This window comes from Paraburkholderia xenovorans, assembly GCF_046030735.1.
Classification (GTDB): domain Bacteria; phylum Pseudomonadota; class Gammaproteobacteria; order Burkholderiales; family Burkholderiaceae; genus Paraburkholderia; species Paraburkholderia xenovorans_A.
In genome coordinates this window covers 17896-44588 of sequence record NZ_JAQQBV010000047.1, presented here as the reverse complement: position 1 = coordinate 44588, position 26693 = coordinate 17896, and the positions used below count along the sequence as shown (strand labels likewise).

The 26693-nt window shown below is 64.5% G+C and carries 22 protein-coding genes and 1 riboswitch; of the genes, 12 read left to right on the top strand and 10 right to left on the bottom strand.

Annotation, left to right across the window (positions count from 1 at the left end; genetic code table 11):
• Positions 1–63 precede the first annotated feature (63 nt).
• The 6 genes from PQQ51_RS30870 to fliF are packed head-to-tail and all read right to left on the bottom strand — an operon-like array spanning position 64 to position 7239.
• Entirely contained in the window at positions 64–1563 is a 1500-nt protein-coding gene (locus PQQ51_RS30870) for a flagellar hook-length control protein FliK (protein WP_408500991.1), read from the bottom strand.
• Positions 1564–1623: 60 nt separating this feature from the next.
• Complete coding sequence (fliJ, locus tag PQQ51_RS30865; protein WP_408500990.1) at positions 1624–2073, bottom strand: flagellar export protein FliJ; 450 nt, start codon at positions 2071–2073, stop codon at positions 1624–1626.
• 2 nt (positions 2074–2075) lie between these two features.
• Positions 2076–3794 (bottom strand): flagellar protein export ATPase FliI, encoded by a 1719-nt coding sequence (fliI, locus tag PQQ51_RS30860; RefSeq protein WP_408500989.1) that lies wholly within the window; start codon positions 3792–3794, stop codon positions 2076–2078.
• Positions 3788–4471 (bottom strand): flagellar assembly protein FliH, encoded by a 684-nt coding sequence (gene fliH, locus PQQ51_RS30855; protein ID WP_408500988.1) that lies wholly within the window; start codon positions 4469–4471, stop codon positions 3788–3790. Before fliH ends, fliI begins: the two co-directional genes overlap by 7 nt.
• Positions 4458–5453, bottom strand: a complete 996-nt coding sequence (gene fliG, locus PQQ51_RS30850) for a flagellar motor switch protein FliG (protein WP_408500987.1) — start codon at positions 5451–5453, stop codon at positions 4458–4460. The genes fliH and fliG overlap by 14 nt, the downstream gene beginning before the upstream one ends.
• Complete coding sequence (fliF, locus tag PQQ51_RS30845) at positions 5443–7239, bottom strand: flagellar basal-body MS-ring/collar protein FliF (protein ID WP_408500986.1); 1797 nt, start codon at positions 7237–7239, stop codon at positions 5443–5445. The genes fliG and fliF overlap by 11 nt, the downstream gene beginning before the upstream one ends.
• A 239-nt stretch (positions 7240–7478) precedes the next feature.
• Between fliF and fliE the strand changes: the two genes are divergently transcribed.
• The 5 genes from fliE to PQQ51_RS30820 all read left to right on the top strand — a co-directional run bounded on the left by fliE (position 7479) and on the right by PQQ51_RS30820 (position 10654).
• Positions 7479–7814: a flagellar hook-basal body complex protein FliE gene (gene fliE / locus PQQ51_RS30840; protein WP_408500985.1), complete on the top strand. Its 336-nt coding sequence runs from the start codon at positions 7479–7481 to the stop codon at positions 7812–7814.
• Positions 7815–8043: 229 nt separating this feature from the next.
• The gene (fliS, locus tag PQQ51_RS30835; protein ID WP_408500984.1) at positions 8044–8478 is read left to right on the top strand and encodes a flagellar export chaperone FliS; all 435 of its coding nucleotides are present in this window, start codon (positions 8044–8046) and stop codon (positions 8476–8478) included.
• Positions 8475–8801, top strand: a complete 327-nt coding sequence (fliT, locus tag PQQ51_RS30830; protein WP_408500983.1) for a flagellar protein FliT — start codon at positions 8475–8477, stop codon at positions 8799–8801. The genes fliS and fliT overlap by 4 nt, the downstream gene beginning before the upstream one ends.
• A 79-nt stretch (positions 8802–8880) precedes the next feature.
• Positions 8881–10272 carry a flagellar hook-length control protein FliK gene (locus tag PQQ51_RS30825; RefSeq protein ID WP_408500982.1) on the top strand — a complete coding sequence of 464 codons (1392 nt, stop codon included), beginning with the start codon at positions 8881–8883 and terminating at the stop codon, positions 10270–10272.
• A 13-nt stretch (positions 10273–10285) separates the two neighbouring features.
• Positions 10286–10654: an EscU/YscU/HrcU family type III secretion system export apparatus switch protein gene (locus PQQ51_RS30820; protein ID WP_408500981.1), complete on the top strand. Its 369-nt coding sequence runs from the start codon at positions 10286–10288 to the stop codon at positions 10652–10654.
• Between the two features lie 7 nt (positions 10655–10661).
• Here the strand turns inward: PQQ51_RS30820 and PQQ51_RS30815 are convergent, their stop codons facing one another.
• Together PQQ51_RS30815 and PQQ51_RS30810 are read right to left on the bottom strand one after the other, a co-directional pair.
• The gene (locus PQQ51_RS30815; RefSeq protein WP_408500980.1) at positions 10662–12080 is read right to left on the bottom strand and encodes a coniferyl aldehyde dehydrogenase; all 1419 of its coding nucleotides are present in this window, start codon (positions 12078–12080) and stop codon (positions 10662–10664) included.
• A 95-nt stretch (positions 12081–12175) separates the two neighbouring features.
• On the bottom strand, positions 12176–13885 hold the full coding sequence (locus PQQ51_RS30810) for an isovaleryl-CoA dehydrogenase (RefSeq protein WP_408500979.1): 1710 nt from the start codon (positions 13883–13885) through the stop codon (positions 12176–12178).
• Positions 13886–14237: 352 nt separating this feature from the next.
• Between PQQ51_RS30810 and PQQ51_RS30805 the strand changes: the two genes are divergently transcribed.
• Entirely contained in the window at positions 14238–15902 is a 1665-nt protein-coding gene (locus PQQ51_RS30805; protein WP_408500978.1) for a GMC family oxidoreductase, read from the top strand.
• A 105-nt stretch (positions 15903–16007) separates the two neighbouring features.
• Here the strand turns inward: PQQ51_RS30805 and PQQ51_RS30800 are convergent, their stop codons facing one another.
• Positions 16008–17864 (bottom strand): pectate lyase-like domain-containing protein, encoded by a 1857-nt coding sequence (locus PQQ51_RS30800; protein ID WP_408500977.1) that lies wholly within the window; start codon positions 17862–17864, stop codon positions 16008–16010.
• A 675-nt stretch (positions 17865–18539) separates the two neighbouring features.
• A complete protein-coding gene (locus PQQ51_RS30795) occupies positions 18540–19502 on the bottom strand; it encodes a LysR family transcriptional regulator (protein ID WP_408500976.1) in 963 nt (320 codons plus the stop codon).
• Positions 19503–19695: 193 nt separating this feature from the next.
• Here PQQ51_RS30795 and PQQ51_RS30790 point away from each other — a divergent pair, with 193 nt between their 5' ends.
• From PQQ51_RS30790 to PQQ51_RS30765, 6 genes are all read left to right on the top strand, one after another.
• On the top strand, positions 19696–20472 hold the full coding sequence (locus PQQ51_RS30790; RefSeq protein ID WP_408500975.1) for a glycosyltransferase family 2 protein: 777 nt from the start codon (positions 19696–19698) through the stop codon (positions 20470–20472).
• Between the two features lie 55 nt (positions 20473–20527).
• Positions 20528–20663: riboswitch (S-adenosyl-L-homocysteine riboswitch) on the top strand.
• Positions 20664–20696: 33 nt separating this feature from the next.
• Positions 20697–22118 carry an adenosylhomocysteinase gene (gene ahcY / locus PQQ51_RS30785; protein WP_408500974.1) on the top strand — a complete coding sequence of 474 codons (1422 nt, stop codon included), beginning with the start codon at positions 20697–20699 and terminating at the stop codon, positions 22116–22118.
• A 142-nt stretch (positions 22119–22260) separates the two neighbouring features.
• The gene (locus PQQ51_RS30780; protein WP_408500973.1) at positions 22261–22614 is read left to right on the top strand and encodes a phage holin family protein; all 354 of its coding nucleotides are present in this window, start codon (positions 22261–22263) and stop codon (positions 22612–22614) included.
• Between the two features lie 21 nt (positions 22615–22635).
• The gene (gene metF / locus PQQ51_RS30775) at positions 22636–23466 is read left to right on the top strand and encodes a methylenetetrahydrofolate reductase [NAD(P)H] (protein WP_408500972.1); all 831 of its coding nucleotides are present in this window, start codon (positions 22636–22638) and stop codon (positions 23464–23466) included.
• A 448-nt stretch (positions 23467–23914) separates the two neighbouring features.
• A complete protein-coding gene (locus PQQ51_RS30770; protein WP_408500971.1) occupies positions 23915–25543 on the top strand; it encodes an ABC transporter substrate-binding protein in 1629 nt (542 codons plus the stop codon).
• A gap of 132 nt (positions 25544–25675) precedes the next feature.
• Complete coding sequence (locus PQQ51_RS30765) at positions 25676–26686, top strand: ABC transporter permease subunit (RefSeq protein ID WP_408500970.1); 1011 nt, start codon at positions 25676–25678, stop codon at positions 26684–26686.
• Positions 26687–26693 lie beyond the last annotated feature (7 nt).

Genomic DNA, 26693 nt, shown 5'->3' with positions numbered 1-26693 from the left:
ACAAAAAAAATGAAAAACCCCCAACCGCCGTAGGCAAACCAAAAACCCCAAAACCCTGAAGAATCAGGCAAAAGTATCAACTAACCCAACACTCCGCCGCCCGGCAACCTGAACATCAGCAGCATCCCCGGCGGAAGCCTCAGCCCCACCAGCAGAAGACCCAGAACCAGATCGTGACCCAGACCCAGCACTCTGCTGCCCACCCCCCTGCCGGGGCGAAAACCCATCACTGACACTAGCGCTGCCAAGCCCAATCCCATTGGACTCCATCGCCTCCCGCAACTTCGGCAACGCCGCCTCGACGGCCTCTCTAACCTGCTGATGCTGCGAAACAAACAACGCATGCGCATGGTTATCCGCAACCTGCAGCACCACCTGCAACGGCCCAAGATCTTTCGGGTTCAAAGTCAACTCGGCACTCTGCGAATTCCCATTCGACAAAAACACCACCTTCTGACTCAATGCATCTTCCCAATCCGCCGTCCCCACGTGCGGCGCCAACGAATTCGCCGCCTCCGCCGCGCCAGCATTACCCGTCGTCTGCACCGCAGCAGTCGCGCTCGCAGCGCTAGCGCCAGCCTGCGTCGCGGCCAGCGCCGCCGTCGCCGCGTCCGCAGCACTCTTGAACGCCGCCAGATCGTCACCCTGTGCGCCGCCCGCCGCGGCCGTCGTCGCCAATGCATCCGCCGCGGATCTGGCCGCCGCCGATGGGTCGGCCGCCGTCGTCGCAGCCGCGTTCAACGCGCTCTTCGTCGCGCCCGATCCCTTGCCGTCACCGAACAATCCGCCCAGGCTCTTGCCGTCCGCCGTGCCGTTCAGGCCATTGTTGGCCGTCATGCCGCCATTCGCCAGGTTCGCCGCCGCGCCGCTCGCCAACGACTGTTGCGGCGCTACGCCCTGTCCGTTTGCCAGTGCAGCCAACGCCGCCTGCAACGCGTCCTGCGTCGCACTCGTATCCGTCGCGCTGGTTTTCTTGCCGGGGCTCGTGCCCGTCGTTCCGTCCGTGCCCGTGCCGGGCAGGCCGGCCGCAGCGTCGGCGAGCGCCGCCGCGGGATCGGTCGCGACCGGCGTCGCCGCATCGCTCGCGTCTGACTGTGCTTGCGCCTGCGCCTGCGCCTGGGCGGCCGCTGCGGCGGCTGCCGTGTTGGCGTCGGTTTGCGTCGTCGTGCTGGACGTTTTCGCCGGCGGCGCGGCCGGCTTGTCGTTGCCGGCCTGCTGGCTCGCATTCGCGGACGAATTCGACGACGACGCGCTCGTCGTGTTGCTGTTGTCCTTGTTGCTGTTCGAGGCGCTCGTGTTCTGCGTCGACGGATCGGCCGGCGGCGGTGCGTCGTGCACGCTCGACGAATTCGCCTGCGACGAACTCGATGAACTCGCCGATTGCGCAGGCGGTGCCGGCGGCGGCGTGCTCGCCTTTTGCGCGGCCGCGCTGTTCTGCTGAACGATGCTTTGCTGGAGCGTTTGCGAGAACGGCTGGGCGTTCGCCGCGGCGGCCATCGCCGCATTGGTGGACGAACTGCTGGCCGTGCCGAGCAACGAGCCGATCTGTGAAAGAAGCGACATAGGTGATCCTGTCAATCCGTCAAACGGGAAATTCTGCCGGTCGAGGCGGTCCGCAAGGCGTTAAACGCCCTCGGCGCGCATCCTCAGAATCCGGGCTGCGTGTTCGTCGGCGTCGCGTTGCTCGCGCCGCGCGACCGTTTTCGCCTCGGCGGCGTCGCCGCGCGCCTGCAGCACTTCATATGATCCGAGCTTCTGCTTCTGACGCTGCCAGTCGGGCTTCGCCGCCTCGACGCGCGCATCGGCCGTCAGCAGCAGATTGCGCTGCTGTTCGATCGCGGCGTCCAGCGTGTCGATGAACGCCTGAAAATTGCGCATGTTGCCGGCCGGCATCCCATTCTGAGCAGTCGCGGTGAAACGCGCGTGATATTCGTCGCGATACTGCACCAGCGCGTCGAGCTGCGACTGCACTTCGCCGCGCTCGCGCTGTGCGCGGCCAAGGCGTTGCGCGGCGGCGTCCACATCGTCTTTGGCGAGACCGATGAGTGTCTTGATCGGGAAATGTTTCGCCATCGTCAGCCTCCTTGGGCAAACAGCGCGTCCAGCATCTGAAGACTCGGTTCAAAGTTCGCGCATTCGCGAAAACCTTGCTGCAAAAATGCTTCCATTCGCGGATACAGCGCAATCGCACGGTCGAGCAACGCGTCGCGCCCGCTCGAATAGGCGCCGACGTTGATCAGATCGCGGTTGCGCTGGTAGCGCGACAGCATCTGCTTGAACATACGCGTCTTATCCAGATGGTTATCGTCGATCAGCGCGGTCATTGCCCGGCTTATCGACGCTTCGATGTCGATCGCCGGATAGTGGCCGGCCTCGGCGAGCGAGCGCGACAGCACGATGTGACCGTCGAGAATCGCCCGCGCGGAGTCGGCGATCGGGTCCTGCTGGTCGTCGCCTTCGGTCAGCACGGTGTAGAACGCGGTGATTGAACCGCCGCCCGCCGGACCGTTGCCGGTCCGCTCGACGAGCGCCGGCAGCTTGGCGAACACCGAAGGCGGATAGCCCTTGGTGGCGGGCGGCTCGCCCACGGCCAGCGCGATCTCGCGCTGCGCCATCGCATAGCGGGTCAGCGAATCCATCAGCAGCAGCACGTGCTTGCCCTGGTCGCGGAAATATTCGGCCAGCGAGGTCGAGTACGACGCGGCCTGCATCCGCAGCAACGGCGACACGTCGGCCGGCGCGGCGATCACCACCGAGCGCGCAAGGCCTTCCTCGCCGAGAATCTGCTCGATGAACTCCTTTACTTCGCGGCCGCGTTCGCCGATCAGGCCGATCACGATCACTTCGGCGCTGGTGTAGCGCGCCATCGTGCCGAGCAGCACCGATTTACCGACGCCCGAGCCGGCGAACAGACCCATCCGCTGCCCACGGCCGACGGTCAGCAGCGCGTTGATCGCGCGCACGCCGACGTCGAGCACCTTGTGAATCGGCTCGCGGTGCAGCGGGTTGATGACCGGCGCGGACAGCGGCGCATCGGCGTGTGCGCCGAGCGGGCCGAGCCCGTCGAGCGGGCGGCCCGATGCGTCGAGCACGCGGCCGAGCAATTCCCAACCGACCGGCAGACGCTTCGCGCCCGCCATCGGGTCGGCGATCGGCGCGCTTTCGAGCGGAAACACACGGGCGCCGGGCAACAGGCCGATCACTTCGGTGGTCGGCATCAGGAACAGCTTGTCGCCGGAGAAACCGACGACTTCGGCTTCGGCCATCGGCAACGAACTGCCGGCCGGCAGTTCGATCATGACTTCGGCGCCCACCGACAGGCGCAAACCGACCGCCTCGAGCACCAGTCCCGCGGCGCGCGTGAGGCGGCCGCATGCGCGCATCGGCTTGGCGATCGCGTTGCGCGCGCGCAGCGCGTCGAGACGGTCGCGCCACGCTTGCATGTGCGGGTTGCTGTCGAGAGCGGGATCGTAGGGGGCGGAGGAATGTGATTCGGGACTCGAAGGAACGGTATCCGCGGCGTCGGACTCAGGGGTTGATGGCGCAGCAGCGCCTTTCGCCGCTTCCCCGGCAGCCGGCTGCCCGGCGTTGGAGTCGGCGTTGGAGTCGGCGTCGCGCAGCGCGGCGTCGATGGCCGCGACTGCCGCCGCGGCGGACGTCGCCGTGGGCAACGCCGGCGGCGCAAGCGGCGGCTCTTCCGCCAGCGCCTCCGCACCGAACGACGCCAGCGCCAGCTCGCGTTCGAGCGGCGTCAGATCGCTGGCGCGGATTTCTTCGAGCGTCGGCTTCACCATGTGCTCACCTTGCCGAGTGCGGCGGCGACGCGTTCCCAGCGCGTGTCGATACCGGAGTCCACTTCGCCGGAGCCGGCCTGCGCGCGACAACCGCCGCGCTCGACCGACGGATCGGTGCGCACGGTCCAGCCGCGCGTTTGCAGTTCTTCCATCAGATACGCTTCGACCACCGGCAGATCGGCCGGGCTCACGATCAGCGCGGGCGCGCCGACCAGCGTGGGCTCGGCGGCCAGCACCTCGCGCGCGGCGGCGATCAGCGCAGTCGGGTCGTGCTGCACGTGCTGGCGCACGACCTGTTGCGCGATGTCCAGCGCGAGCGCGACGAGCGTTTCCGAAATGACGGCTTGCGCGCCCTGCAACGCGGCCTTGAAAGTTTCGGCGAGCGCGGCAAGACGCGCCGCTTCTTCGCGCGCTTCACTCTGGCCCTGCTCGAAACCCTGCGCGTGACCCTGGTCGTAACCGGCCTGATAACCGAGCGCCTGACCGGCCACGTGGCCGGTCGCGACGCCCTGAGCGTGCGCCGCGTCGCGCAGGCGTTCGAGTTCCGCTTCGAACGCGCCGTCGTCGACTTCGGGTTCGGGCGGAGCCGGGGGCGCCGGATCGAACGACGCCATCTCCCAGCGCTGATAGGCCGAAAGTCTCGGCTTCGCCGGGGAGTCCTGATCAGACATAAGCATCTTCCGCCTTGCCGCCTAGAACGATCTGGCCGCTTTCCGCCAGGTTGCGCACGATCTGCAGGATGCGGCGCTGTTGCGTCTCGACTTCGGAGACGCGCACCGGACCGCGCGCATCGAGGTCTTCGGCGAGCAGTTCGGCGGCACGCTGCGACATGTTCGACAGGAACTTCTGGCGCAGCGCGGGCGGCGCGCCCTTCAGCGAGATGATCAACGCTTCGGACTCGACTTCCTTCAGCAGCAACTGGATCGCGCGGTCTTCCAGATCGAGCAGGTTCTCGAACACGAACATCTGATCGATGATCTTCTGCGCGAGTTCCGCGTCGTACTGGCGAACGTTCTCGATCACGCCTTCTTCATGATTGCTCGACATGAAGTTGAGAATTTCAGCGGCCGTGCGGATGCCGCCCATCGGGCTGCGCTTCAGGTTGTCGCTGCCGGACAGCAGGCCCGTCAGCACGTCGTCGAGTTCGCGCAGCGCGGCCGGCTGGATGCCGTCGAGCGTCGCGATCCGCAGCAGCACGTCGTTGCGCAGTCGCTCCGTGAAGCACGCGACGATTTCCGACGCCTGATCGCGGTCCAGGTGCACGAGAATGGTCGCGATGATCTGCGGGTGCTCGTTCTTGATCAGTTCGGCGACCGCCGCCGAGTCCATCCACTTCAGGCCTTCGATACCGCTGGTATCGCTGCCTTGCAGAATCCGGTCGATGATCGCGCCGGCCTTGTCGTCGCCGAGCGCCTTGGTCAGCACCGAGCGAATGTACTCGTTCGAATCGAGCGACATGCCGGTGTGGGTTTCCGCCTCGCGCACGAACTCCTGCAAGACCTCGTCGACCTGCTCGCGCGTCACGCTTTTCAGCGCGGCCATCGCGACGCCGATCTTCTGGACCTCGCGCGGTCCGAGGAACTTGAACACCTGCGCGGCTTCTTCCTCGCCGATCGACATCAGCAGGAGCGCGCTCTTCATTACGCCTTCAGCGCTCATCGGACACCCAGTTTTTCACGACGGTTGCAACGATCTTCGGATCCTGACGCGCGATGTTGCGCGCGAATTCCAGGTTCCGCTCGTATTTGTGTTTCGCGTTTTCGAGCGCGAGCATTTCGCTGTCGGTTTCGATCTGGACCACCGCGCCTTCGCGTTCGGCGGCCGGAATGCCGTCGAGCAGCACCGGTTCGTCGTCCGGGGAAGCCAGCGCGGCGACCGCGACCGGCTCCGGCGGCGGGAACGCGCGGCGCAGCGCCGGCTTCACCATCACGAAGTAGAGGAACAGGGCGACCGCGCCGATGCCGAGGTAAGTCGCGATCTGCTTGTAGAGCGCGATCATGTCCGGCGTGCGCCACCACGGCAGGTCGGCGTCCGGGTCGACGTCGGCGGTGAACGGGCTGTTGACCACGTTGACCGAGTCGCCGCGCGCCTGGTCGAAGCCCATCGCGTCCTTCACCAGCTGGTTGACCTGCGCGAGCTTGTCGGCGGTGACCGGCTGCATGGTCGCGTGACCCTTCCCGTCGATGACCCGCAAATAGTTGACCACCACCGCCACCGACAACCGCTTGATGCCGCCCATCGGCTGTTCCAGATGGCGCACGGTTTTGTCGAGTTCGTAGTTGGTGGTCGCGTCCTTGCGGTCGCTGACCGGCGTGGTCGTCACGCCGCTCGCGCCGTTGGGCGCATTGATCGGCGCCGAGGCCGGCTGCGGCGGCTGGTTCGACAGCGCGCCCGGCACGCCCGACGCGCCGGCTTGCGACATTTCGGTCGCGGTGCTGGTCTGCTGGCTGCGGATCGCGGCCTGCTGCGGATTGCCGTTCGGGCCGTAGTTTTCCGAGGTCTGCTCGCTGCGCGAGAAGTCGATGTCGGCGCTGACCTGCGAGTGCGCATTGCCGGAGCCGAACAGCGGAGCGAGGATCGCGTCGATCCGCTGCTGGGTGCTGCGCTCGATCTGCTGGCGATACTTGAGTTGCGACGCGTCGAGGCCGCTGCCGGTGGACGGCTGGGTCAGCAGGTTGCCGTCCTGGTCGAGGATCGTCACGCCTTTGACCGGCATGTCCGGCACCGCCGACGCCACCATATGGGTGATCGCCAGCACCTGGCCTTCATCGAGCGCGCGGCCCGGATACAGGTTGACCAGCACGGAGGCCGACGGCGCTTCCTTGTCGCGCACGAACACGGACGGCTTCGGAATCGCCAGATGCACGCGCGCCGACTTCACCGACGAAATCGATTCGATGGTGCGTTCGAGCTCGCCTTCCAGCGAGCGCTGATAGTTGATCTGCTCGGCGAACTGGCTGATGCCGAACTTCTGGTTGTCCATCAGTTCGAAGCCGACCGAGCCGCTCTTGGGCAAGCCTTGCGACGCGAGGCGCAAGCGCATTTCATGCACCTGGTCGGCCGGCACGAGGATCGCGCCGCCGGCGTCGGAAAACTTGTACGGAATGTTGGCCGCCTGCAGCGCGGTGATGATCGCGCCGCCGTCGCGGTCCGACAGATTGCTGTAGAGCACCTTGTAGTCCGGCGCGCGCGACCACAGAAACAGGCCCGCCACGATCGCGACCAGCAACGCGACTGCAAAGATCAGCGGCGCGCGCGGGTTACCGCGCATTTGCGTGAGGCCCGACAGGCGCGCCCCGAAGTTGCCGCCCAGGTTGCCCCCGAGCCCGCCGAGGTCGGCTGCGCCGCCGGCCTGGCCGGCACCGGCCGCACCGGCGCCGGGCTGCGCGCCGGCGAGGCCCATGCGGGCGTCGGGGTTGATCAAAGAGTTGGCTGACGAATCCATGCGTCGGGTTTCTCCGGAATGCTTTTGCGTTCTGCCGCCAGCCGCCGCACCGAGGGTCGGCGGGCGTGCGGACAGACACTTTCACCCTTGAAATTATCCGCACCGGCGAGCGAGCCGATTGCTTGAATAGAGCGGGGTTTCCCCCCTAGTTTCGGGGCTTTCCCTAAAGGGCCGCTGCTATGCTTTCATCCCAGATCGGTACGGTATGGCATGCCGGTCGTCATTCCCCTGGAGAGAACATGACTATGCCCGTGAACGCGCTTTCGTCGGCGCTGCAACAGATGCAGTCGATGGCGGCGCAAGCGGCCGGCAGCAGCAATACCGTCGCAGACCAGTCCGGCGCCGCGACGGCGAGCGGTTTCGCCTCGGCGCTGAAGGCTTCGCTCGACAAGATCAGCGGCGACCAGACCAAGGTAGCCGGCGAAGCCCAGGCGTTCGAACTCGGCGCGTCGAACGTGTCGCTGAACGACGTGGTGGTCGACTCGCAGAAGGCCAACATCGGCTTCCAGTTCGGCCTGCAGGTGCGCAACAAGCTGGTGTCGGCCTACAACGACATCATGCAGATGACGGTATGAGCGTGGCTCGGGCGGCAACGCAGGTTCGCCCGTCCCGAGTCCCGTGTGTCCGAAGCCCTGCCATGCGGCCGAAGCGTTGCCGCGGCGCCGCGTTCCTTAATCCTCCTTACCCGGCCTAAAGCTTTCCCGCTGCGTATCCGATAACCAGATACAGGCAGAAATCGGGGTGCGGCAGCGTGCCCGGATGGGGGGCCACGACCAACCGCAATGCAATCAAGGAGGAGCGCCGATGTTTTCCCCAGGACACTCTGGAGCCAATGCGTACGCACGCGTCGGCGTCGAGACAGGGGTGATGGGCGCGAGTCCGCATCGTCTGATCGTGATGTTGTATCAGGGCGCCCGTCAGGCGATTTCGCAAGCGCGCATGCATATCCAGCAGGGCAATGTGCCGGGTCGTGGAGAGGCGATCGGCAAGGCGATTCAAATCGTCGAAAGCGGGCTGCAACAGTCGCTCAACCTCGAGGCGGGGGGCGAAATTGCGGAGCGGTTGAACGCGTTATATGGCTATATGTCGCGTCGTCTGCTCGAAGCCAACATAAAACAAAGCGAGGCGATGCTGGTCGAGGTCGACGGCCTGTTGGCGACACTCGAAGAAGCATGGATCGGGATCGCCCCGGAGATCGCGCGGATGGCAGCCCAGCCGGCCGCGGAAAGCATGAGATGACATCGAACGCAGAATATTTCGCCCGCTACGAGGCGATCGCAGCGATTTCCCGCCGCATGCTGACGGCTGCGCGGCGAGCTTTGTGGAACGATCTGGTTCATTTGCAGGAGGAGTACCGGCATCTGGTGGAGACATTGAGCGACGCCGAGATCGACGTCAAACTCGACGATTCGGAGCGCCTGCGCAAATACGCGCTGATCCGGCAGATTCTCGCGGACGACGCCGCGATCCGCGATCTCGCGAATCCGCGCATGGCCAATCTGTCCGCGCTGTTCACCGGACGTCCGACCCGGATGCTCAAGGAACTGTACGGGGTGCGTTGAGGGTAGCGTCCCCGCGAACCTGTTTGATCGCGCCAGAGCCGCGTGAACGCGCCGACGCAAATGTGACCAAGGAATCGGGATGAACGGAATCGACGCGGCCGTCACTTCGCTGCTTGCGAACCGGGTCGACAGTCTGCTCAATATTGCGCCGGGTAGCGCGACGGCTTCGCAGACCGGCGCAGCGGGCGTCGACACCGCGCCCGCCACCGTTGCGCCGATCGTTACGCCGACGCCGCAGGCGTCCGCGCAAACCGCGCTGTCCGCCGTGGCGCTGACGCTCGACGCGATCGTGCGCTCGGGCGGCGAAGCGACACCCGCCGTGCTCGGTCAGACGCCGATCTGGCCGGCCGCGCCGGCGCTCGATATCGAAATCGACGCGCTGCCGTTGTTCGAGGCGGGCTCGGCCGCCGCCTCTTCCACCGCCAATCCGAATGCCGGCAGCGCCGCCGCCACTGCGGCGGCCGCCAACGTGGCCGCCGCGCAGGTGCCGGTCGCGGCGCTTGCCGCCGCGCTTGCACAGACACTCGGCGACAGCGGTCTCTTCTATGAAGCGCATCTCGCGCAGTGGCTCGCCGGTCAGCGTTCGCCGGCCGACCTCGCCGGCGAGCCGCAAAACAAGCTGGTGGCCGCAGCCGCCCAACTTCCACTCGACTGGGTCAGCGACGGCGATCCGGCCTCGCAGCCGAATCCGGGCGCGAACGGTACGCCTCGCCAGGGGATGGGCGCGGCGCCCAACGGCGCGCAGGACGGCAGTGCCGCGCGCGCGATGCCGTCGATCCAGACCGCGCAGGCAGCACGCTTCGTCGCGGGCGAGGTGCTGGCGAATTCGCTGTCCGACCTGAATGGCAAGAGCGCGCCTTCGAATCTGCATAGCGGGTCGGCGCAACAGGCCGGCGACGGCACCACCCAATCTTCGCAATCGATGGCGGCCGCGGTGCATCCCGCGACCGTGGCGTTGGTACGCCAGCAACTCGACATGCTCGCGACCGGCCAGTTTCGCTGGACCGGCGAAGCGTGGCCGGGCGCCAAGCTCGACTGGACCGTCGAGCAGGACGGCGACGAATGGGATCGCGGCGGCGGCGGCGCGGCGAGCGAGGACGATCAGCCCTGGCACACACGCCTGACGCTGTCACTGCCGACGCTCGGCACCGTCGACGCCGAATTGACGCTCACCGGCACGCGGCTGGTGGCGCGCGTGCAGGCGAGTCCCGGCGGCGCGGCGCGGCTGGCGATGGAAGGTGAGAGTTTTCGTCAGCGGCTCGCGGCGGCGGGCATCGAATTGAACGGGTTGACGATCCGCGAGATCGGCGGCGGCGCGCCGGCTGCCGCGGCGAGCGGACCGGGCGCCGCAGCGGCTGCGCAGGCGGCGGCATCGGCCTACGCGCGTTCGGCTTCGGGCGCGAAGGCGGGTGCGGCGGCCGGCCGTGCGTCACGCGCGGCGGCGTCCGACGATTTCGACTGGGACATGTGATGGGCGTCGCGCTATGAGCCGTAAACACCGCCGCAGCGCGGCTGCGCTTGCCTATGATCCGAGAGGCGCCGACCCGGCCCCGCGCGTGATCGCGAAGGGTTACGGGATGCTGGCCGAGATGATCGTGCAGCGCGCGAAGGAAGCGGGCCTGTATGTGCACGAGGCGCCGGAAATGGTGTCGCTGCTGATGCAGGTCGATCTCGACACACGGATTCCGCCGCAGCTTTATCAGGCGGTAGCGGAATTGCTCGCGTGGCTGCATCGGCTGGAAAGCGGCGCGGCGGAGGAGCCGGTGAATACCGGTAGTACCGGCAGCACCGCCGTGGCGGATGTCACCGACGTGGTCGCCACGGAAATCGAAGGCGATGGCACGGCGCGCTGAGCGCGCGTCAGAACCGCATCATCAACTTCAGCAACGCGTTCACCCGTTTGCCGTACGGCGGCGAAATCCAGCCGCGCGCGTTCAGACGCGCCTGCGTCAACACCGGCTTCATCTTCGAGAAAGTGACGAAGCCTTCGTAGCCGTGATACGCACCCATTCCGCTCGCGCCGACGCCGCCGAACGGCAGGCTTTCGCACGCCAGATGCATCAGCGTTTCGTTGACCGCCATGCCGCCCGCGATCGTGTCGTGCGTGACGCGGTCGATCGTGGCCGGATCGTCGGCGTACAGATACAGCGCAAGCGGGCGAGGGCGCGCGTTGATGTACGCGATCGCGTCGTCGAGCGTGTCGTACGGGACGATCGGCAGCAGCGGTCCGAAGATTTCCTCCTGCATCAGCGCGCTTTCGTCCGGTGCGTTCGTGACCGCGACCAGCGGGAAGCGGCGGCTCGCCGGATCGGGCGTGCCGTCGGCGAGCAGGTGAAGTTGCGCGCCGGCGGCCGCGGCTTCGTCCGCGAGACGTTGCAGGCGCGCGAAGTGCCGCTCCGAAATGATCGACGTGTAGTCGAGATTGCTCGCGAAGTCCGGATACATTTTCGCCATCCGCGCGCGCGCCCGTTCGATGAACGCCTGTTCCTTGCCGCGCGGCACCAGTACGTAATCCGGCGCGATGCAGGTCTGGCCGCCGTTGAGCGTCTTGCCCGCAACAAGGTTGTCCACCGCGTTGTCGAAGCGCGCATGCGCGCCGATCAGCGCCGGCGACTTGCCGCCCAATTCGAGCGTGACCGGCGTCAGATGCTCAGCGGCCGCGCGCATCACTTCATGGCCGACCTTGGTCGAACCGGTGAACAGCAGATGATCGAACGGCTGCGCGCTGAATGCGGCGGCGAGCGCCGCGTCGCCGTTCACGACCGCGACGTGATCGCGCGCGAAGCTCTGGCCGATCAATTGCTCGAATAGCGCCGACGTGCGCGGCGTCAATTCCGACATCTTGATGATCGCGCGATTGCCGGCGGTCAACGCGCTGATCAGCGGACCGGCCGCGAGCAGCACCGGATAATTCCACGGCACGATGATGCCGATCACGCCGAGCGGCTGCGGCACGACTTTCGCGCGCGCCGGCATCAGCCATTTGTTGGTGCTGCGGCGCTGCGCTTTCATCCAGCGTTTGCCGTGCCGGAGCGCCGCATCGATCTCTTCCTTCACCAGCAGGAATTCGGCGAGCAGCACTTCCTGTTTGGCGCGATTGCCGAAGTCGGCGTTCATCGCGTCGGCCAGCGCGTCGCGGTTGTCGAGCAGGACTTTGCGCAACGCCCGCAAATGCGTGGCGCGCATCTCCCACGACGGATACGGCGCGCGCAGATAAGCATGGCGTTGATCGCGCAGCAGCGCTTCGAGCGCGGCGACCTCGGGCAGATCGTTCTTCATAGGTGTTCTCTCCCTGATGGATGTCGATGCGCGTGAGCCGCGCTTATTGGTGTTGTGTTGGTGTCGATGTTATGGGCGCGGGGTGCCGACGGCCGTCACGCTGGAAAAGCCCGCGCGACGATCGCCGCATGATCGATCGACGCCGGCAGCGTGCCGTACACGCGACCGCTTTCGCCGCAACCGTCGGCGAGACGCGTGGCGATGAACGCGTCGGCAATGTCGGCGGGCGCGTGCTTCACGAGCAACGCCGCTTGCGCGATCAGCACGATCTGCTGCGCGATTCGCCGCGCCGACGCTTCGCGCGTGTCGGCCGCGCCGTTCAGCGTCGCGGCGAGTTTGCCGAGCGCGGCGCTCAATGCCGGTTGCCCCTGCGCATCCGCCTGCCACGACGCGAACAACGCCTGCGCGGCTTCGGGTTCGCGCTCCACTGCGCGCAGCACGTCCAGGCACATCACGTTGCCCGAGCCTTCCCAGATCGAATTCACCGGCGCTTCGCGATAGAAGCGCGCCATCGGAGCGGTTTCGACGTAGCCGTTGCCGCCCCAGACTTCCATTGCCTCGCCGGTGAATTCCAGCGCGCGTTTGCAGACCCAATATTTCGCCGCGGGCGTGACGATGCGCCGCCACGCGCGCTCGGCGGGCGACGCCGTGGCCGTGTCCGCGGAAGCCTCGAATGCGCGCGCGAGCCGCATGAACAGCACCGTGGCCGCTTCCGATTCGAGCGCGAGATCGGCCAGCACGTTGCGCATCAGCGGCTGGTCGGCGAGATGGCGGCCGAATGCGCTGCGATGCCGCGCATGGTGGATCGCCTGCACGAGCGCCGCGCGCATCAACGCCGCGCTGCCGATCACGCAATCGAGTCGCGTGTAGTTCGCCATCTCGATGATGGTCGGCACGCCCCGCCCTTCGTCGCCGATCATGATGCCGAACGCGTCGAAGAATTCGACTTCGCTGCTTGCGTTCGAGCGGTTGCCGAGTTTGTCTTTCAGACGCTGGATCTGCACCGCGTTCTTGCTGCCGTCCGGCGCGAAGCGCGGCACGAAGAAGCATGACAGGCCCGCTTGATCGTCGGTGCGGGCGAGCACCAGGTGCGCGTCGCATTGCGGCGCGGAGAAAAACCATTTGTGGCCCACCAGCCGGTATTCGCCGCCGCGGCCCGTGCCGCGCGTCGCGTAAGCGCGGGTCTGGTTGCTGCGCACGTCGGAGCCGCCTTGCTTCTCGGTCATGCCCATGCCGATCATCGCCGACGTTTTCTGCGCGAGCGGTACATCGCGCGGATCGTGTTCGCGCGCATAGAGCTTGTCGCGCAGCATGTCGAACAGCGCGGGCTCGCGTTGCAGTACCGGAATGCTCGCGAAGGTCATCGTCAGCGGACACAGCGAGCCGGATTCGAGTTGCGCGTGCAGGAAATAACCGGCGCAGCGCGCGACCATCGCGCCGCGCTGCGGATCGGAGAACGGCAGCGCATGCAGGCCTTCGCGGCGCAGCAGCCGGAGCAGTTCATGCCACGAAGGGTGAAATTCGAGCGCGTCGATGCGTTCGCCGCGCGGGCTATGCGTGAAGAGTTCGGGCGTGTGACGGTTCGCCAGTTCGGCGAGCGCGAGCGTGTCCGGCGTGGTGAGCGCGGCGCCGTGGCGCAGCAGCGCGTCGCGATGCCATCCCGCGCCTTCGCGTTCGAGGGCGGCCGACAATGCGGCGTCGCTCGAAAACAGGTTGTAGTCCGCGAGCGGCGGGGCCTGATTCGTCACATCATGAGTGCGGCCAGGGGCAAAGTCGCGGCCGGCGTCGAGTTCGTGCAATTCCATCTGCTTGTCTCCGTTCGCCGGATGCGCTTCCGGCGTTGATCCACGGTGTGCTGTTTCATTGCCGCGTGTCGTGCCGCACGCTGGGAGGACGGCGCTTGCCGCGCCGCGTTTGAATGCTGCGCGCGGCAGCCTGGCGGGCGTAGGCGCGTCTTTCATCATAGGGTCGCGACGCCGCTTTCGTTTAGAGTAATCGCTCTGTCTCCGGGATGCCGCGCATCCCGAACGCTCCCTACAATGCGGATGAAAACACGTAGACAAGTGTGCACGCAATCGCTTGCGTGAGGTCGACAAAGACAACACACAGAGACGAGAGACAGGGTCCGGCGACAACGCGGCCCACCAGGAGGAGCGTATGCAATACGACTACATCATCGTCGGCGCGGGCTCGGGCGGCTGCTCGCTCGCGAGCCGTCTCGCGGACAACTGCCCGGACGCGACAATCGCGCTGATCGAAGCCGGGCCGCACACGGACCGCAATCTGTTCGTCAACATGCCGGTTGGCGTCGCGGCCGTCGTGCCGAACAAGCTCAAAACCAACTACGGTTATCTCACCACGCCGCAACCGGGACTCGGCGGACGCCAGGGCTATCAGCCGCGCGGCCGCGGCTTCGGCGGTTCGAGCGCGATCAACGCGATGATCTACACGCGCGGCCATCCGCTGGATTACGACGAATGGGCGCAGCTCGGCTGCGAAGGATGGTCGTGGGCGGAGGTGCTGCCGTATTTCCGCCGCGCCGAGGGCAACGAGCGCGGCGCCGATGCATGGCACGGCGACGCCGGCCCGCTGACGGTATCCGATCTGCGCTACCGCAATCCGTTTTCGAAGCGCTTCGTGCAGGCCGCGCTCGAAGCCGGCTACGCGCCGAACGACGACTTCAACGGCGCCGAGCAGGAAGGCATCGGCTTCTATCAGGTGACGCAACGCGACGGCCGCCGTTGCAGCGTGGCGCGCGCTTACATTTACGACCGGCAACGCGCGAATCTGCACACCGTCGCCGATGCGACCGTGCTGCGCGTCACCTTCGACGGCAAGCGCGCGAACGGTGTCGAGATCGTGCGCGGCGGGCGCACCGAGCATCTCGAAGCGCGCGCGGAAGTGGTGCTCGCGGGCGGCGCGTTCAATTCGCCGCAATTGCTGATGTGCTCGGGCATTGGGCCCGCCGCGCATCTGCAGTCGCTCGGTATTCCGGTGCTGCACGACGCGCCCGAGGTCGGCCAGAACCTGATCGACCACGTCGACTTCACGATCAACAAGCGCGTTTCGTCGATCGAACCGACCGGCTTTTCGATTCGCGGCATCGCGCGGATGCTGCCGCAGTTCGTCACCTTCATGCGTGATGGGCGCGGCATGCTGTCGAGCAATGTCGCCGAAGCGGGCGGCTTTCTGAAGAGCCGTCCGACGCTCGATCGTCCCGATCTGCAATTGCACTTCTGTGCGGCGCTCGTCGACGATCACAACCGTCGTATGCATTGGGGTCACGGTTATTCGCTGCACGTGTGCGTGCTGCGTCCGCATAGCCGCGGCACGGTGACGCTGGCGAGCGCGGATGCGCGCCTCGCGCCGGTGATCGATCCGCGTTTTTTCAGCGATTCGCGCGATCTGGATCTGCTGGTGGAAGGCGCGCAGATGGCGCGGCGGATTCTCGCCGCGCCTTCGCTCGCGCTGCACGGCGGCAAGGAGCTGTACACGCATCCGGGCCAAACGGAGGCCGAATTGCGTCAAACCATCGCCGCGCATGCGGACACGATCTATCACCCGGTGGCCACCTGCCGGATGGGCGGCGATGCGCGCTCGGTGGTCGATCCGCAACTGCGGGTGCGGGGCGTGACGGGATTGCGAATCGTCGATGCTTCGGTGATGCCGACGCTGATCGGCGGCAATACGAATGCGCCGACCGTGATGATCGGCGAGCGCGCGGCGGAGTTGATGGCGACGGCGCGGCGCGCAGGGAGCGTGGCGTCGGTTGTAGCGCCGACGACAGCGGCGGGCGTTGCCGCCGCTGTCGCAGGCAGCTAGCGGTGAAGTTAGCGAAGAAACGCGCGCGGCGGCGAGCACCGCCGCGCCGCTCCAGTCTGCCGACCGCATCCCTATCCGCGGATGCGATCGGCAAGCGGTCCTGACTTACGGATAGCTCACGAGCGTCACCGGAATCGTCGACACGCCGGCCGCTTGCGCGCCCGTATTGTTGACGATGTGCGTGATGGTCCCGACGCCGCCGAGCGACACGGTGAGCGTGTCGTGCAGCTTCACGCCCGGTGTCTGCGGAACTTCGAAGCCATGCAGCGCATTGACCGAGGGATTGACGTTGAAGAAGCAGTAGCTGCCCATCCCCCAGGTCTCATGGCTGGTCACGCTGTCGGCCACTTTATACGCGGCGTAGCCATTGCCGGCAGGACTCATCCACGAAGCCTGATCGGGCACGTCGTACGGCAACTCGTTCTGGAAGAAAATGGTCTTGCCGTTCTGACCGTTCCACAACACGTTGTACTTCTGGTAGTGCTCGACGAACAGGCCGGTGGCCAGCACGTTCGCACCGTTGACGATCACACCGGTATCGGCGGTGTTGACAGTCCAGCCGGTGGGCGCCGAGCCGTGATCCGCGCGCCATGCCCAGATGTCGTCGATCAGCGTGTCGTTCGCGTTCACCACGAGGCTATTGGTGGCCTTGCCGGGCTGCGCGCCGCCGATGCGGAAGAACACGTCCTGCACGCTGATCGGATCGGTCGCGTGAATGGCCGGCGAACCCGGCGAGCCCACCGTCAGCAGTGCGTCGCTGTTCACGGTGCCGGCGTCGAACAGCAGGCCGGAGATGTTCACGCCGTGGACGTCCGCAACCGTCATCGCGTTCGAGCCGTTGTCGGGCGTCAGCGTCGGAAAGCCGATGCCGAGCACGACCGTATTGGCACGCTTGATCGCGATAGGCTGGTCGAGATGGTAGGTGCCCGGCGTGAAGAACAGATGCAGACCTTGCTGCAACGCGGTGTTCAGCGTTTCGGCCGTATCGGACGGATGCGCGACGTAAAACCGGCTCATCGGAATCGACGTGCCGGGTGTCGAACCCGACGCCCACGAAATGCCGCTTGCGTTGCTGCGCAGCGCGGGCACGAACACGTTGTAGTTACCCGCACTGTCGATATACAGATACGGCTTTTCGCGCGACACCGGCGTGGTGGCGAGCGTGGTGTACGACGGCGCCGGGAACGCTTGCGCGGGCGCGCCGTTCACGCCGGAGAACACCATGTTCCACACGCCGTTGGTCCAGCCGCCAATCGTGCTGTCGCGGGTGTACCACTGCTGCTGCGAGCCCGAGGACACGATGCCGTCGATCTTGCTGTCGGCGAGGAAGCCGCCGCTCGCGTAGCCTTGTCCGTCGCCCTGATTCGACGGACCGAGCGTCAGATTGCCCTGGACATGGACCCGGCGCATCGGCGCGGCCTGCGAGACCGCCCAGCGATTGGTGCCGCCGTTGGGTGAAATCGCGAGGTTTTCCACCGAACGCCAGAAATTCTGCGTGGCGTTCGACTGATCGCCGTAATTCCACCCGCTGTCCACATTGATGCTGCCGCTGATGCCGGTGTCGTCGGGGTTTTGTCCGAGGCCGGCAATCGACGTATAGAAGCCGACATTCGCATTGATGTTGCTATAGCTGCCCGGCTTGAACAGGAATGCAAAACGTTGCGAACCGAATTGCGCGGTGGGACTGAGCAGTTGCGAATTGAACGCGTTGTCGAGCTGCGACTGGATCGACGCGCTCGACATGCTCGGGTCGAACACGATCACATTCGGACCGAAGTCCGGCGTATTCGACGTGGCGAGCCGGGCGGCGGCTTTGAGGTTGGCGCTGGGCGTTTGCGTATGAGCGACGCTGGCGGACGAACCGCCGATGCCGTCGCCGTCGCCGCATGCCGCCAAAGTGACGGCCATGGCGATGGCCGCTGCGGCAGTAAGCGCGAAGCGGGTATGACTAACACTTAACATATGAACTCCTTCGTGTTTTAAAAACGCGGATATTCCGCAGGAGGTCCCCATCACTATTTACGCTAACGTTCCCGGCTGACAGATCGCCTGAATGTGCTATGCGTGAGTCGGTGTGGTTATGCATCTTGGTTTTTATAAGGTATAAACAACGCTTTAAAGCCGGATAATTATGTGAAATGGATATCGATTAGTTTCAGACGTGGAAAATCGCACGGCCTGGTGCGTGTGTTATCCCGGTCCATTGTTTGTTGAGGACCGTTTGAGGTCTGATTGTTTCGTCGATTGCCTTTCGATAGGGCGCTGATAGCCCCTTTGCCTGCTTGAGTTATCGGCTTATGACCCATTCACCCGAGCACCACCGCTTATCCCTTCGATTCCAGCAGACATTGGAATCTCCAGGAATTATTTATCTCAATGGAGGAAATCTGCTGCGACCGGATTGCATTCTTGCTATATGTATTTAGATGAACATGTTGTTATGCGAAGGTCGGCTCGAAAATACGAAGTTTCCCTGGTCGGCGGCATTTAATTGACTCGGAATTAAATATGCACCGTTTTGCATCTATATTGAAAACGGTATTTTCATGTTTTTGGCATATTGCCGAAAATCTATAGCGATTGACTCGCCCGATAATCCGGTGACGGCCGCCGCCCGCTTTGCGCCGGGCGGCGTCGTTATTTAGCGGGCGTCGGTTGAGCGGACGCCGCGATGCCGGATATGCCGATGCCCGGCCCCAGCATGAAGTCGTCGCCGGCCTGGCCGGGCAACGCTTCGCGCGCAACGGCGAGCCACGCGCGCGCCGCATGCGACAGATAACCGTTGCGGCGCCAGCCGATCGCCATTTCCCACAGAATTTCCGGTTCCACCACCGGGCGGCAGGTGAACTGCGCCGGGTCGAGCCGCCGGCAATAAGGCGCCGGCAACAGCGCGATGCCGACGCCGGCTTGCACCAGCGCCGCGATGAAATCCCAATGTCCGCTGCGCCCGACGATGGTCGGTGCAAAACCCGCTGTGCGGCACGCGTTCAGCACGACATCGTTGAGCGCGAGACTTTCGCCGTAGAACACGAAGGGTTCGTGGGCCAGTTCGGCGAGCGGCACTTCATGCAGATCGTCCCACCGCGAACCGGCACGCGCGACCAGCCATAGCAGTTGCCGCGTGATCGGCAGCACGTCGATGTTTTCGGGGTCGACCGGTTGCAGCACGCCGCCCAGTTCCAGCTCACCGTTGATCAGCGCTGTTTCGATCGCGCGCGAACCCTGCTCGAACAGCTTGAGTTCGATCTTCGGATAACGCTGGCGGAACGCGGCAATGGCGGGGGTGAAGAGCGAGCCGCCCATCGGCGGAATGCCGATCGTGAGTTCGCCGCTGCCGAGCGTGTCGAGATCGTTCAGCTCGGCCTGCAGGCGCGCGTGCGCGGCGAGCACGTCCTGGCCGCGCTGATAGACGATGCGGCCGGCGTCGGTCAGCACCATCTGACGCCCGTCGCGCAGCAGCAGCGGCGAGCCGATTTCGTCTTCCAGCGACTTGACCATCTTGCTGATGGTCGGCTGCGTGACGAACATCAGTTCGGCGGCGACGGTGAAGCTCTGCTGACGTACCACTTCGACGAAATACCGCAGCGCGCGTAGTTCCACGATTCCCAGGCTCCAGAATTCCAATTTGGAATGATCTCGGGGATTGTAAGTCTTTAAATTTATGTTTCGGTGCATGTTCCGAGGACTTCGCGCAAAAGCATTCCGCGCCCCCGCGTTTTCGCTCCGCTTTTTCAGGATGGACGCGGCCGGCGACGGGCTAACATCGGCGGCCGTTCACACCCGGACCTGCGTCATGCTCCCGATCTCCGTCATCATTCCCTGCTACAACGGCGCGGCGACGCTCGCTCGCGCACTCCACAGTTGCCTGATCCAGCCGGAAGCCGCGCAGATCGTCGTCGTGGACGACGGTTCGACCGATGCGTGCGCCGGGATCGTCGCGGATTGCGGGCGGCTCGATGCGCGCGTCGGCCTGTTGCGCATGCCGGTCAACGGCGGTGCGGCGCGCGCGCGCAACTGGGGCGCGCTGCACGCGGCGCACGCCGTGCTCGCGTTCCTCGATGCCGACGACGAATATCTGCCCGGCGCGCTCGCGGCCGCCAGCGCTTTTCTCGCCGCGAATCCGGAGGACATGTCGGTGCGGCTCGACGTCGAATACGCGGACTTTCCCACGGAGCTGACCGCGCACGCAGACTTCGAACAGCACGCGGCGACGCTCAGCAATACCGTGCCGAGCAGCCTCGTGATCCGTCGCGCGGCGTTCGCGGCGCTCGGCGGTTTTCCGATGGACGACGCGTTTCGCCGCATCGGCGGCGAGGACGGTGCGTTTTCGTGGGCGCTGCGGGACATCTTCGGCAACCGGCGGCTCGGCGACGCGAAGCGCGTGCGCATGCACCATCACGCGGGGATCCACGCCGAGCGCTATTTCCGTATTGCGCTCGGCATGCAGCAAGCCGATCCCGCCGACACCGCCGACGCGTTCCGCTTCTCGCGACAATTCCTCGACACCGCGCGAGCAAGCATCGAACAACTGCGCGCGGCGAGATTGAAAACCGACACCCTTCGCGCGTAGATCGCGTTCCCGATCGACGCCCCGAAGCCATCTTGATTTGCTACAATCGCCGTTCGTCTTCGAGGAGCGTTGCGACGGGTACCGCGAATTTCCACATTCGCCGGCCGCCCGCCAGGCTCGGAGGCTTCAATCGGAGGGTCGGAATCCGCAGCATGCGGTCTGGCCACCCCATCGAACCGCGCTCACGTCAAATTTCTAGTCAATTTTTTAGAAAGGAGGGCGTGATGAACGCCGCAGTTCTCGATTCAAAGAACACTCAAGATTTCCACGTCGCCGATACGTCGCTTGCTGCCTGGGGCCGTAAGGAACTGAACATCGCCGAAACCGAAATGCCCGGCCTGATGCAGACGCGCGAGGAATACAAGGCGTCGCAACCGCTGAAGGGCGCGCGCATCGCGGGTTCGCTGCACATGACGATCCAGACCGGCGTGCTGATCGAAACGCTGACCGCACTCGGCGCCGACGTGCGCTGGGCGTCGTGCAACATCTTCTCGACGCAGGATCACGCAGCGGCCGCCATCGCGGAAGGCGGCGTGCCGGTGTTCGCGTTCAAGGGCGAATCGCTCGACGAATACTGGGAGTTCTCGCACCGCATCTTCGAATGGCCGAATGGCGAATTCGCCAACATGATCCTCGACGACGGCGGCGACGCCACGTTGCTGCTGATCCTCGGCGCGAAGGCCGAGAAAGACCGTTCGGTGATCGCAAAGCCGGAAAACGAAGAAGAAATCGCACTGTACAAGTCGATCGCGCGTCATCTGGATGCCGATCCGGTGTGGTACTCCACGCGTCTCGCGCACATTCAGGGCGTGACGGAAGAAACCACGACCGGCGTGCACCGTCTGTATCAGATGGAAAAGGACGGCCGCCTGCCGTTCCCGGCGATCAACGTCAACGATTCGGTCACCAAGTCGAAGTTCGACAATCTGTATGGCTGCCGCGAGTCGCTGGTCGACGGTATCAAGCGCGCAACCGACGTGATGATCGCGGGCAAGATCGCGGTCGTGGCCGGTTACGGCGACGTGGGCAAGGGTTGCGCGCAATCGCTGCGCGGTCTGGGCGCCACCGTGTGGGTCACGGAAATCGATCCGATCTGCGCGCTGCAAGCGGCGATGGAAGGCTATCGTGTCGTGACGATGGAATACGCGGCCGACAAGGCCGATATCTTCGTGACGGCAACCGGCAACTTCCATGTGATCGGCCACGATCATATGGCTGCGATGCGCAACAACGCGATTGTTTGCAACATCGGTCACTTCGATTCGGAAATCGACGTGGCGTCGACCCGCAAGTACCAGTGGGAAAACATCAAGCCGCAAGTCGACCACATCATTTTCCCGGACGGCAAGCGCGTGATCCTGCTGGCTGAAGGGCGTCTGGTGAATCTGGGTTGTGCGACGGGCCACCCGTCGTTCGTGATGTCGGCATCGTTCACGAACCAGACGATCGCGCAGATCGAACTGTTCGTGCACGGCGACAAGTACGAAAACAAGGTCTACGTGCTGCCGAAGCATCTGGATGAAAAGGTGGCGCGTCTGCATCTGGGCCGTATCGGCGCGGAACTGACGGTGCTGTCGGACTATCAGGCGAACTACATCAGCGTCGACAAGAACGGTCCGTTCAAGCCGAACCACTACCGTTATTGAGCGCGTGCCTCGAGTACGCTCACGCATGCGGGCGGCTTGAAAGCATCATGGTTTGAGAACACGGCGGCGCGCGATGCGCCGCTTTGTTCGCCGTAGCCGCCTTCTTTCATTCAACGGACATTCTGCCTGCAAGGAGCTTTACATGACCGTGCTGCTGACCTGGCTGATCAATGCGCTCGCGCTGCTGATCATCACCTACCTGGTTCCGTCGATTCATATCCGCAGTTTCGGCACCGCATTGATCGTCGCGGTGGTGCTCGGATTGATCAACACGATCCTGCGGCCGGTGCTGATCCTGTTGACGCTGCCCGTCACGATCGTCACGCTCGGACTCTTCATTCTGGTGGTCAACGCGTTGTGCTTCTGGCTGTGCGCGTCGTTGCTGAAGGGCTTCGAAGTGTCGGGTTTCTGGTCGGCGTTCTTCGGCTCGATTCTGTACAGCATCGTTTCGTGGCTGCTGTCCGCGCTTATTTTCGGCAACCGCAATTTCGGTTGACCGCAGGCTGACTACTGAATCATGAACCCGATCGAACTTTCATTCGAATTCTTCCCGCCGAAAACGCAGGAAGGCGTCGACAAGCTGCGCGCCACCCGTGCGCAGCTCGCGTCGCTCAAGCCCAAGTTCGTGTCCGTCACGTTCGGCGCGGGCGGCTCGACGCAACAGGGCACGCTCGACACCGTCGTCGATATGGCGAAGGAAGGGCTCGAAGCGGCGCCGCACGTGTCGTGCATCGGCTCGTCGAAGGAGAGCCTGCGCGCAATTCTCAACGAGTATCGCGCGCACGGCATTCGCCATATCGTCGCGCTGCGCGGCGATCTGCCGTCCGGCATGGGCGAAGTCGGCGAATTGCGTTATGCGTCGGAACTGGTGAGCTTCATTCGCGCCGAGTTCGGCGACTGGTTCTGGATCGAGGTGGCCGGCTATCCGGAATACCATCCGCAGGCGCGCTCGCCGCGTCAGGATCTGGAAAACTTCGCCCGCAAGGTGAAGGCCGGCGCCAATTCCGCGATCACGCAGTACTTCTTCAACGCGGACGCGTATTTCCGTTTCGTCGACGACGCGAAAAAGCTCGGCGTCGACGTGCCGATCGTGCCGGGCATCATGCCGATCACGAACTTCTCGCAGTTGATGCGCTTCTCGGAAATGTGCGGTGCGGAAGTGCCGCGCTGGGTTGCGCGCCGTCTTGAGAGTTTCGGCGACGACCGCGAGTCGATTCGAGCGTTCGGTCTGGATGTGGTGACGGACCTGTGCCAGCGTCTGCTCGACGCGAAGGTGCCGGGTCTGCACTTTTACACGCTGAACGGCGCGGCGGCGACCAAGGCGATCTGCGAGCGGTTGGGCGTTTAAGCTTCCAGAAGCGTCATCTGGACAGAGAAACCGTGCGGCTTACCCATGCCGCACGGTTTTTTTTGAGCCGTGCATTTCGCGCGATATGTCTTTGCACAGGGAAGCGGGCGGCCCATCGCGCCGCCAGCGCGTTACTTCGTTGTTGCGTTGCAACAGAGTCGGCCGGCTGAATCGCGCTTATAAAGTGAGTCAGCTTCAGGTTTTCGGCGATCGGCGCGACCCGAATTCATCAATTTCGGCTTCAAATGACGTCCGGCTTCCCAATAGTCTGGTTTTCCCCGAGCCTATCCTCTAGCGCGTCACGCCCGGCCGGCGCCGACATGCGGCCGCCCTTATGCCCGAACGGTTTCCGATCGATACGGGTAATTTCCTCCGCTTGTTGCCGCGAGCCAAGCTCAAGTAAGATCGCGCTACGCTGGCGGGAGCCGGCCCTGAACCTGGAGGAAACATGAAGCAAAACAACCTGTTGCGCGCCGCGCGTGTTACGACGCTCGTCGCAGCTGCAGCGGCATCGATGCTGGGTGCAAGCATGGCCCGCGCTGAGATTCCGAATAAAACCCTGGTCTACTGCTCAGAAGGCAGCCCTGCGGGTTTCGATCCGGCCCAATACACCACGGGTGTGGACTTCACGGCCAACACGTTCACCGTCTATAACCGCCTCGTCGAATTCGAACGCGGCGGCACCAAAGTCGAACCGGGCCTCGCCGAGAAGTGGGATGTCTCCGCGGACGGCAAGACTTACACGTTCCATCTGCGTCACGGCGTGAAGTTCCAGACCACGTCGTTCTTCAAGCCGACGCGCGAATTCAACGCGGACGACGTCGTGTTCACGTTCCAGCGCATGCTGGACCCGAACTCGGCCTTCCATAAGGCTTACCCGGTTCAGTTCCCGTACTTCACGGACATGGGCCTCGACAAGCTGATCACGAGCGTCGAAAAGGTCGACCCGTACACGGTCAAGTTCACGCTGAAGGAAGTCAACGCACCGTTCATCCAGAATCTGGCGATGGAATACGCGTCGATCCTGTCGGGCGAATATGGCGATCAACTGCTGAAGGCCGGCAAGGCTGCCGACATCAACCAGTACCCGGTCGGCACGGGCCCGTTCATTTTCCGCAGCTACACGAAAGACGCGACGATCCGCTTCGACGGCAATCCGGATTACTGGAAGCCGAACGCGGTGAAGATCTCGAAGCTGATCTTCTCGATCACGCCGGACGCCGGCGTGCGCGTGCAGAAGCTGAAGCGCGACGAATGCCAGGTGATGAGCTATCCGCGTCCGGCCGACATCGCGCCGCTGAAGGCCGAGTCGAGCCTCGACATGCCGTCGCAGCCGGGCTTCAACCTCGGCTATCTCGCGTACAACGTGACGCACAAGCCGGTCGACAAGCTCGAAGTGCGTCAGGCGCTCGACATGGCGATCAACAAGAAGGCGATCATCGAATCGGTGTATCAAGGCGCAGGCCAGGCCGCGACGAACCCGATGCCGCCGACCCAATGGTCGTATGACAAGAACCTGAAGAGCGCGTCCTACGATACGGACAAAGCCAAGGCGCTGCTCGCGAAGGCCGGTTTCCCGAACGGCTTCGACATCACGCTGTGGGCGATGCCGGTGCAACGCGCGTACAACCCGAACGCCCGCCTGATGGCGGAAATGATCCAGGCCGACTGGGCCAAGATCGGCGTGAAGGCGAAGATCGTCACGTATGAATGGGGCGAGTACATCAAGCGCGCGCACGCGGGTGAAGACGACACGATGCTGATCGGCTGGACCGGCGACAACGGCGATCCGGACAACTGGCTCGGCACGCTGCTCGGTTGCGAAGCGGTCAATGGCAACAACTTCTCGAAGTGGTGCTACAAGCCGTTCGACGATCTGGTCCAGAAGGGGCGCGTGACGTCGGATCAAGCCGCACGCACCACGGCGTACATGCAGGCGCAGCAGATTTTCGCGCAGCAACTGCCGTTCTCGCCGATCGCTCACTCGACCGTTTATCAGCCTGTCAGCAAGAAGGTGGTCGACATGCGTATCGAGCCGCTCGGTTATGCGCGCTTCGACGGCGTCAGCGTCAAGTAAAAGGACGATACTCCCCCTTACGCAGTAGCTTTTCGCACCGTTAGAAAACTGGTCGGAATGGTCCGGCGACCGGGGTCACAAGCCCTCGTCGCCGGTTGCGTTTTTTCTTCATCAAGACCATAGGGACGAACCATGTTCCGCTTTGTTTTGCGCCGCGTCGGCATGGTGATACCGACCTTCATCGGCATCACGATCCTCGCGTTCGCGCTGATTCACCTGATACCGGGCGACCCGATCGAAGTGATGATGGGCGAGCGCGGCGTCGATCCGGCAATGCATGCCGCCGCGATGCATCGCCTCGGGCTCGACGAGTCCTTGCCGATGCAATACGTTCACTATGTCGGCCGCGCGCTGCATGGCGACCTCGGCACGTCGATCATCACCAACACCAGCGTGATGGGCGAATTCCTCGCGCGCTTCCCCGCTACCATCGAACTGTCCATCTGCGCGATGCTGTTCGCGCTGATCGTCGGCTTGCCGGCGGGCGTGTTCGCGGCGCTCAGGCGCGGCACGGTGGTCGATCACGGCGTGATGGGCACGGCGCTCACCGGCTACTCGATGCCGATCTTCTGGTGGGGCTTGATCCTCATCATGGTGTTTTCCGTCAAACTGGGCTGGACGCCGGTGTCGGGCCGCATCGCGGTCGAATACGACATTCCGCACGTCACCGGCTTCATGCTGATCGACGCGATGATGTCCACCGACGAAGGCGCGTTCAAGTCCGCGCTGAGCCACCTGATCCTGCCGGCGATCGTGCTCGGCACGATTCCGCTGGCGGTCGTCGCGCGGATGACGCGTTCGTCGATGCTCGAAGTGCTGCGCGAGGATTACATCCGCACCGCGCGCGCGAAGGGTTTGTCGCCGGGCCGTGTGATCGTCGTGCATGCGTTGCGCAATGCGCTGATTCCGGTCGTGACCGTGATCGGCTTGCAGATCGGCACGCTGCTTGCGGGCGCGGTGCTGACCGAGACGCTGTTTTCCTGGCCCGGCATCGGCAAATGGCTGATCGACGCGATCAGCCGGCGCGATTATCCCGTGGTGCAGGGCGGTATCCTGATGATCGCCACGCTGGTGATCGTCGTGAACCTTGTCGTCGATTTGTTGTACGGCGTGCTCAATCCACGCATCCGCCATACGAGGTGAATTTCAA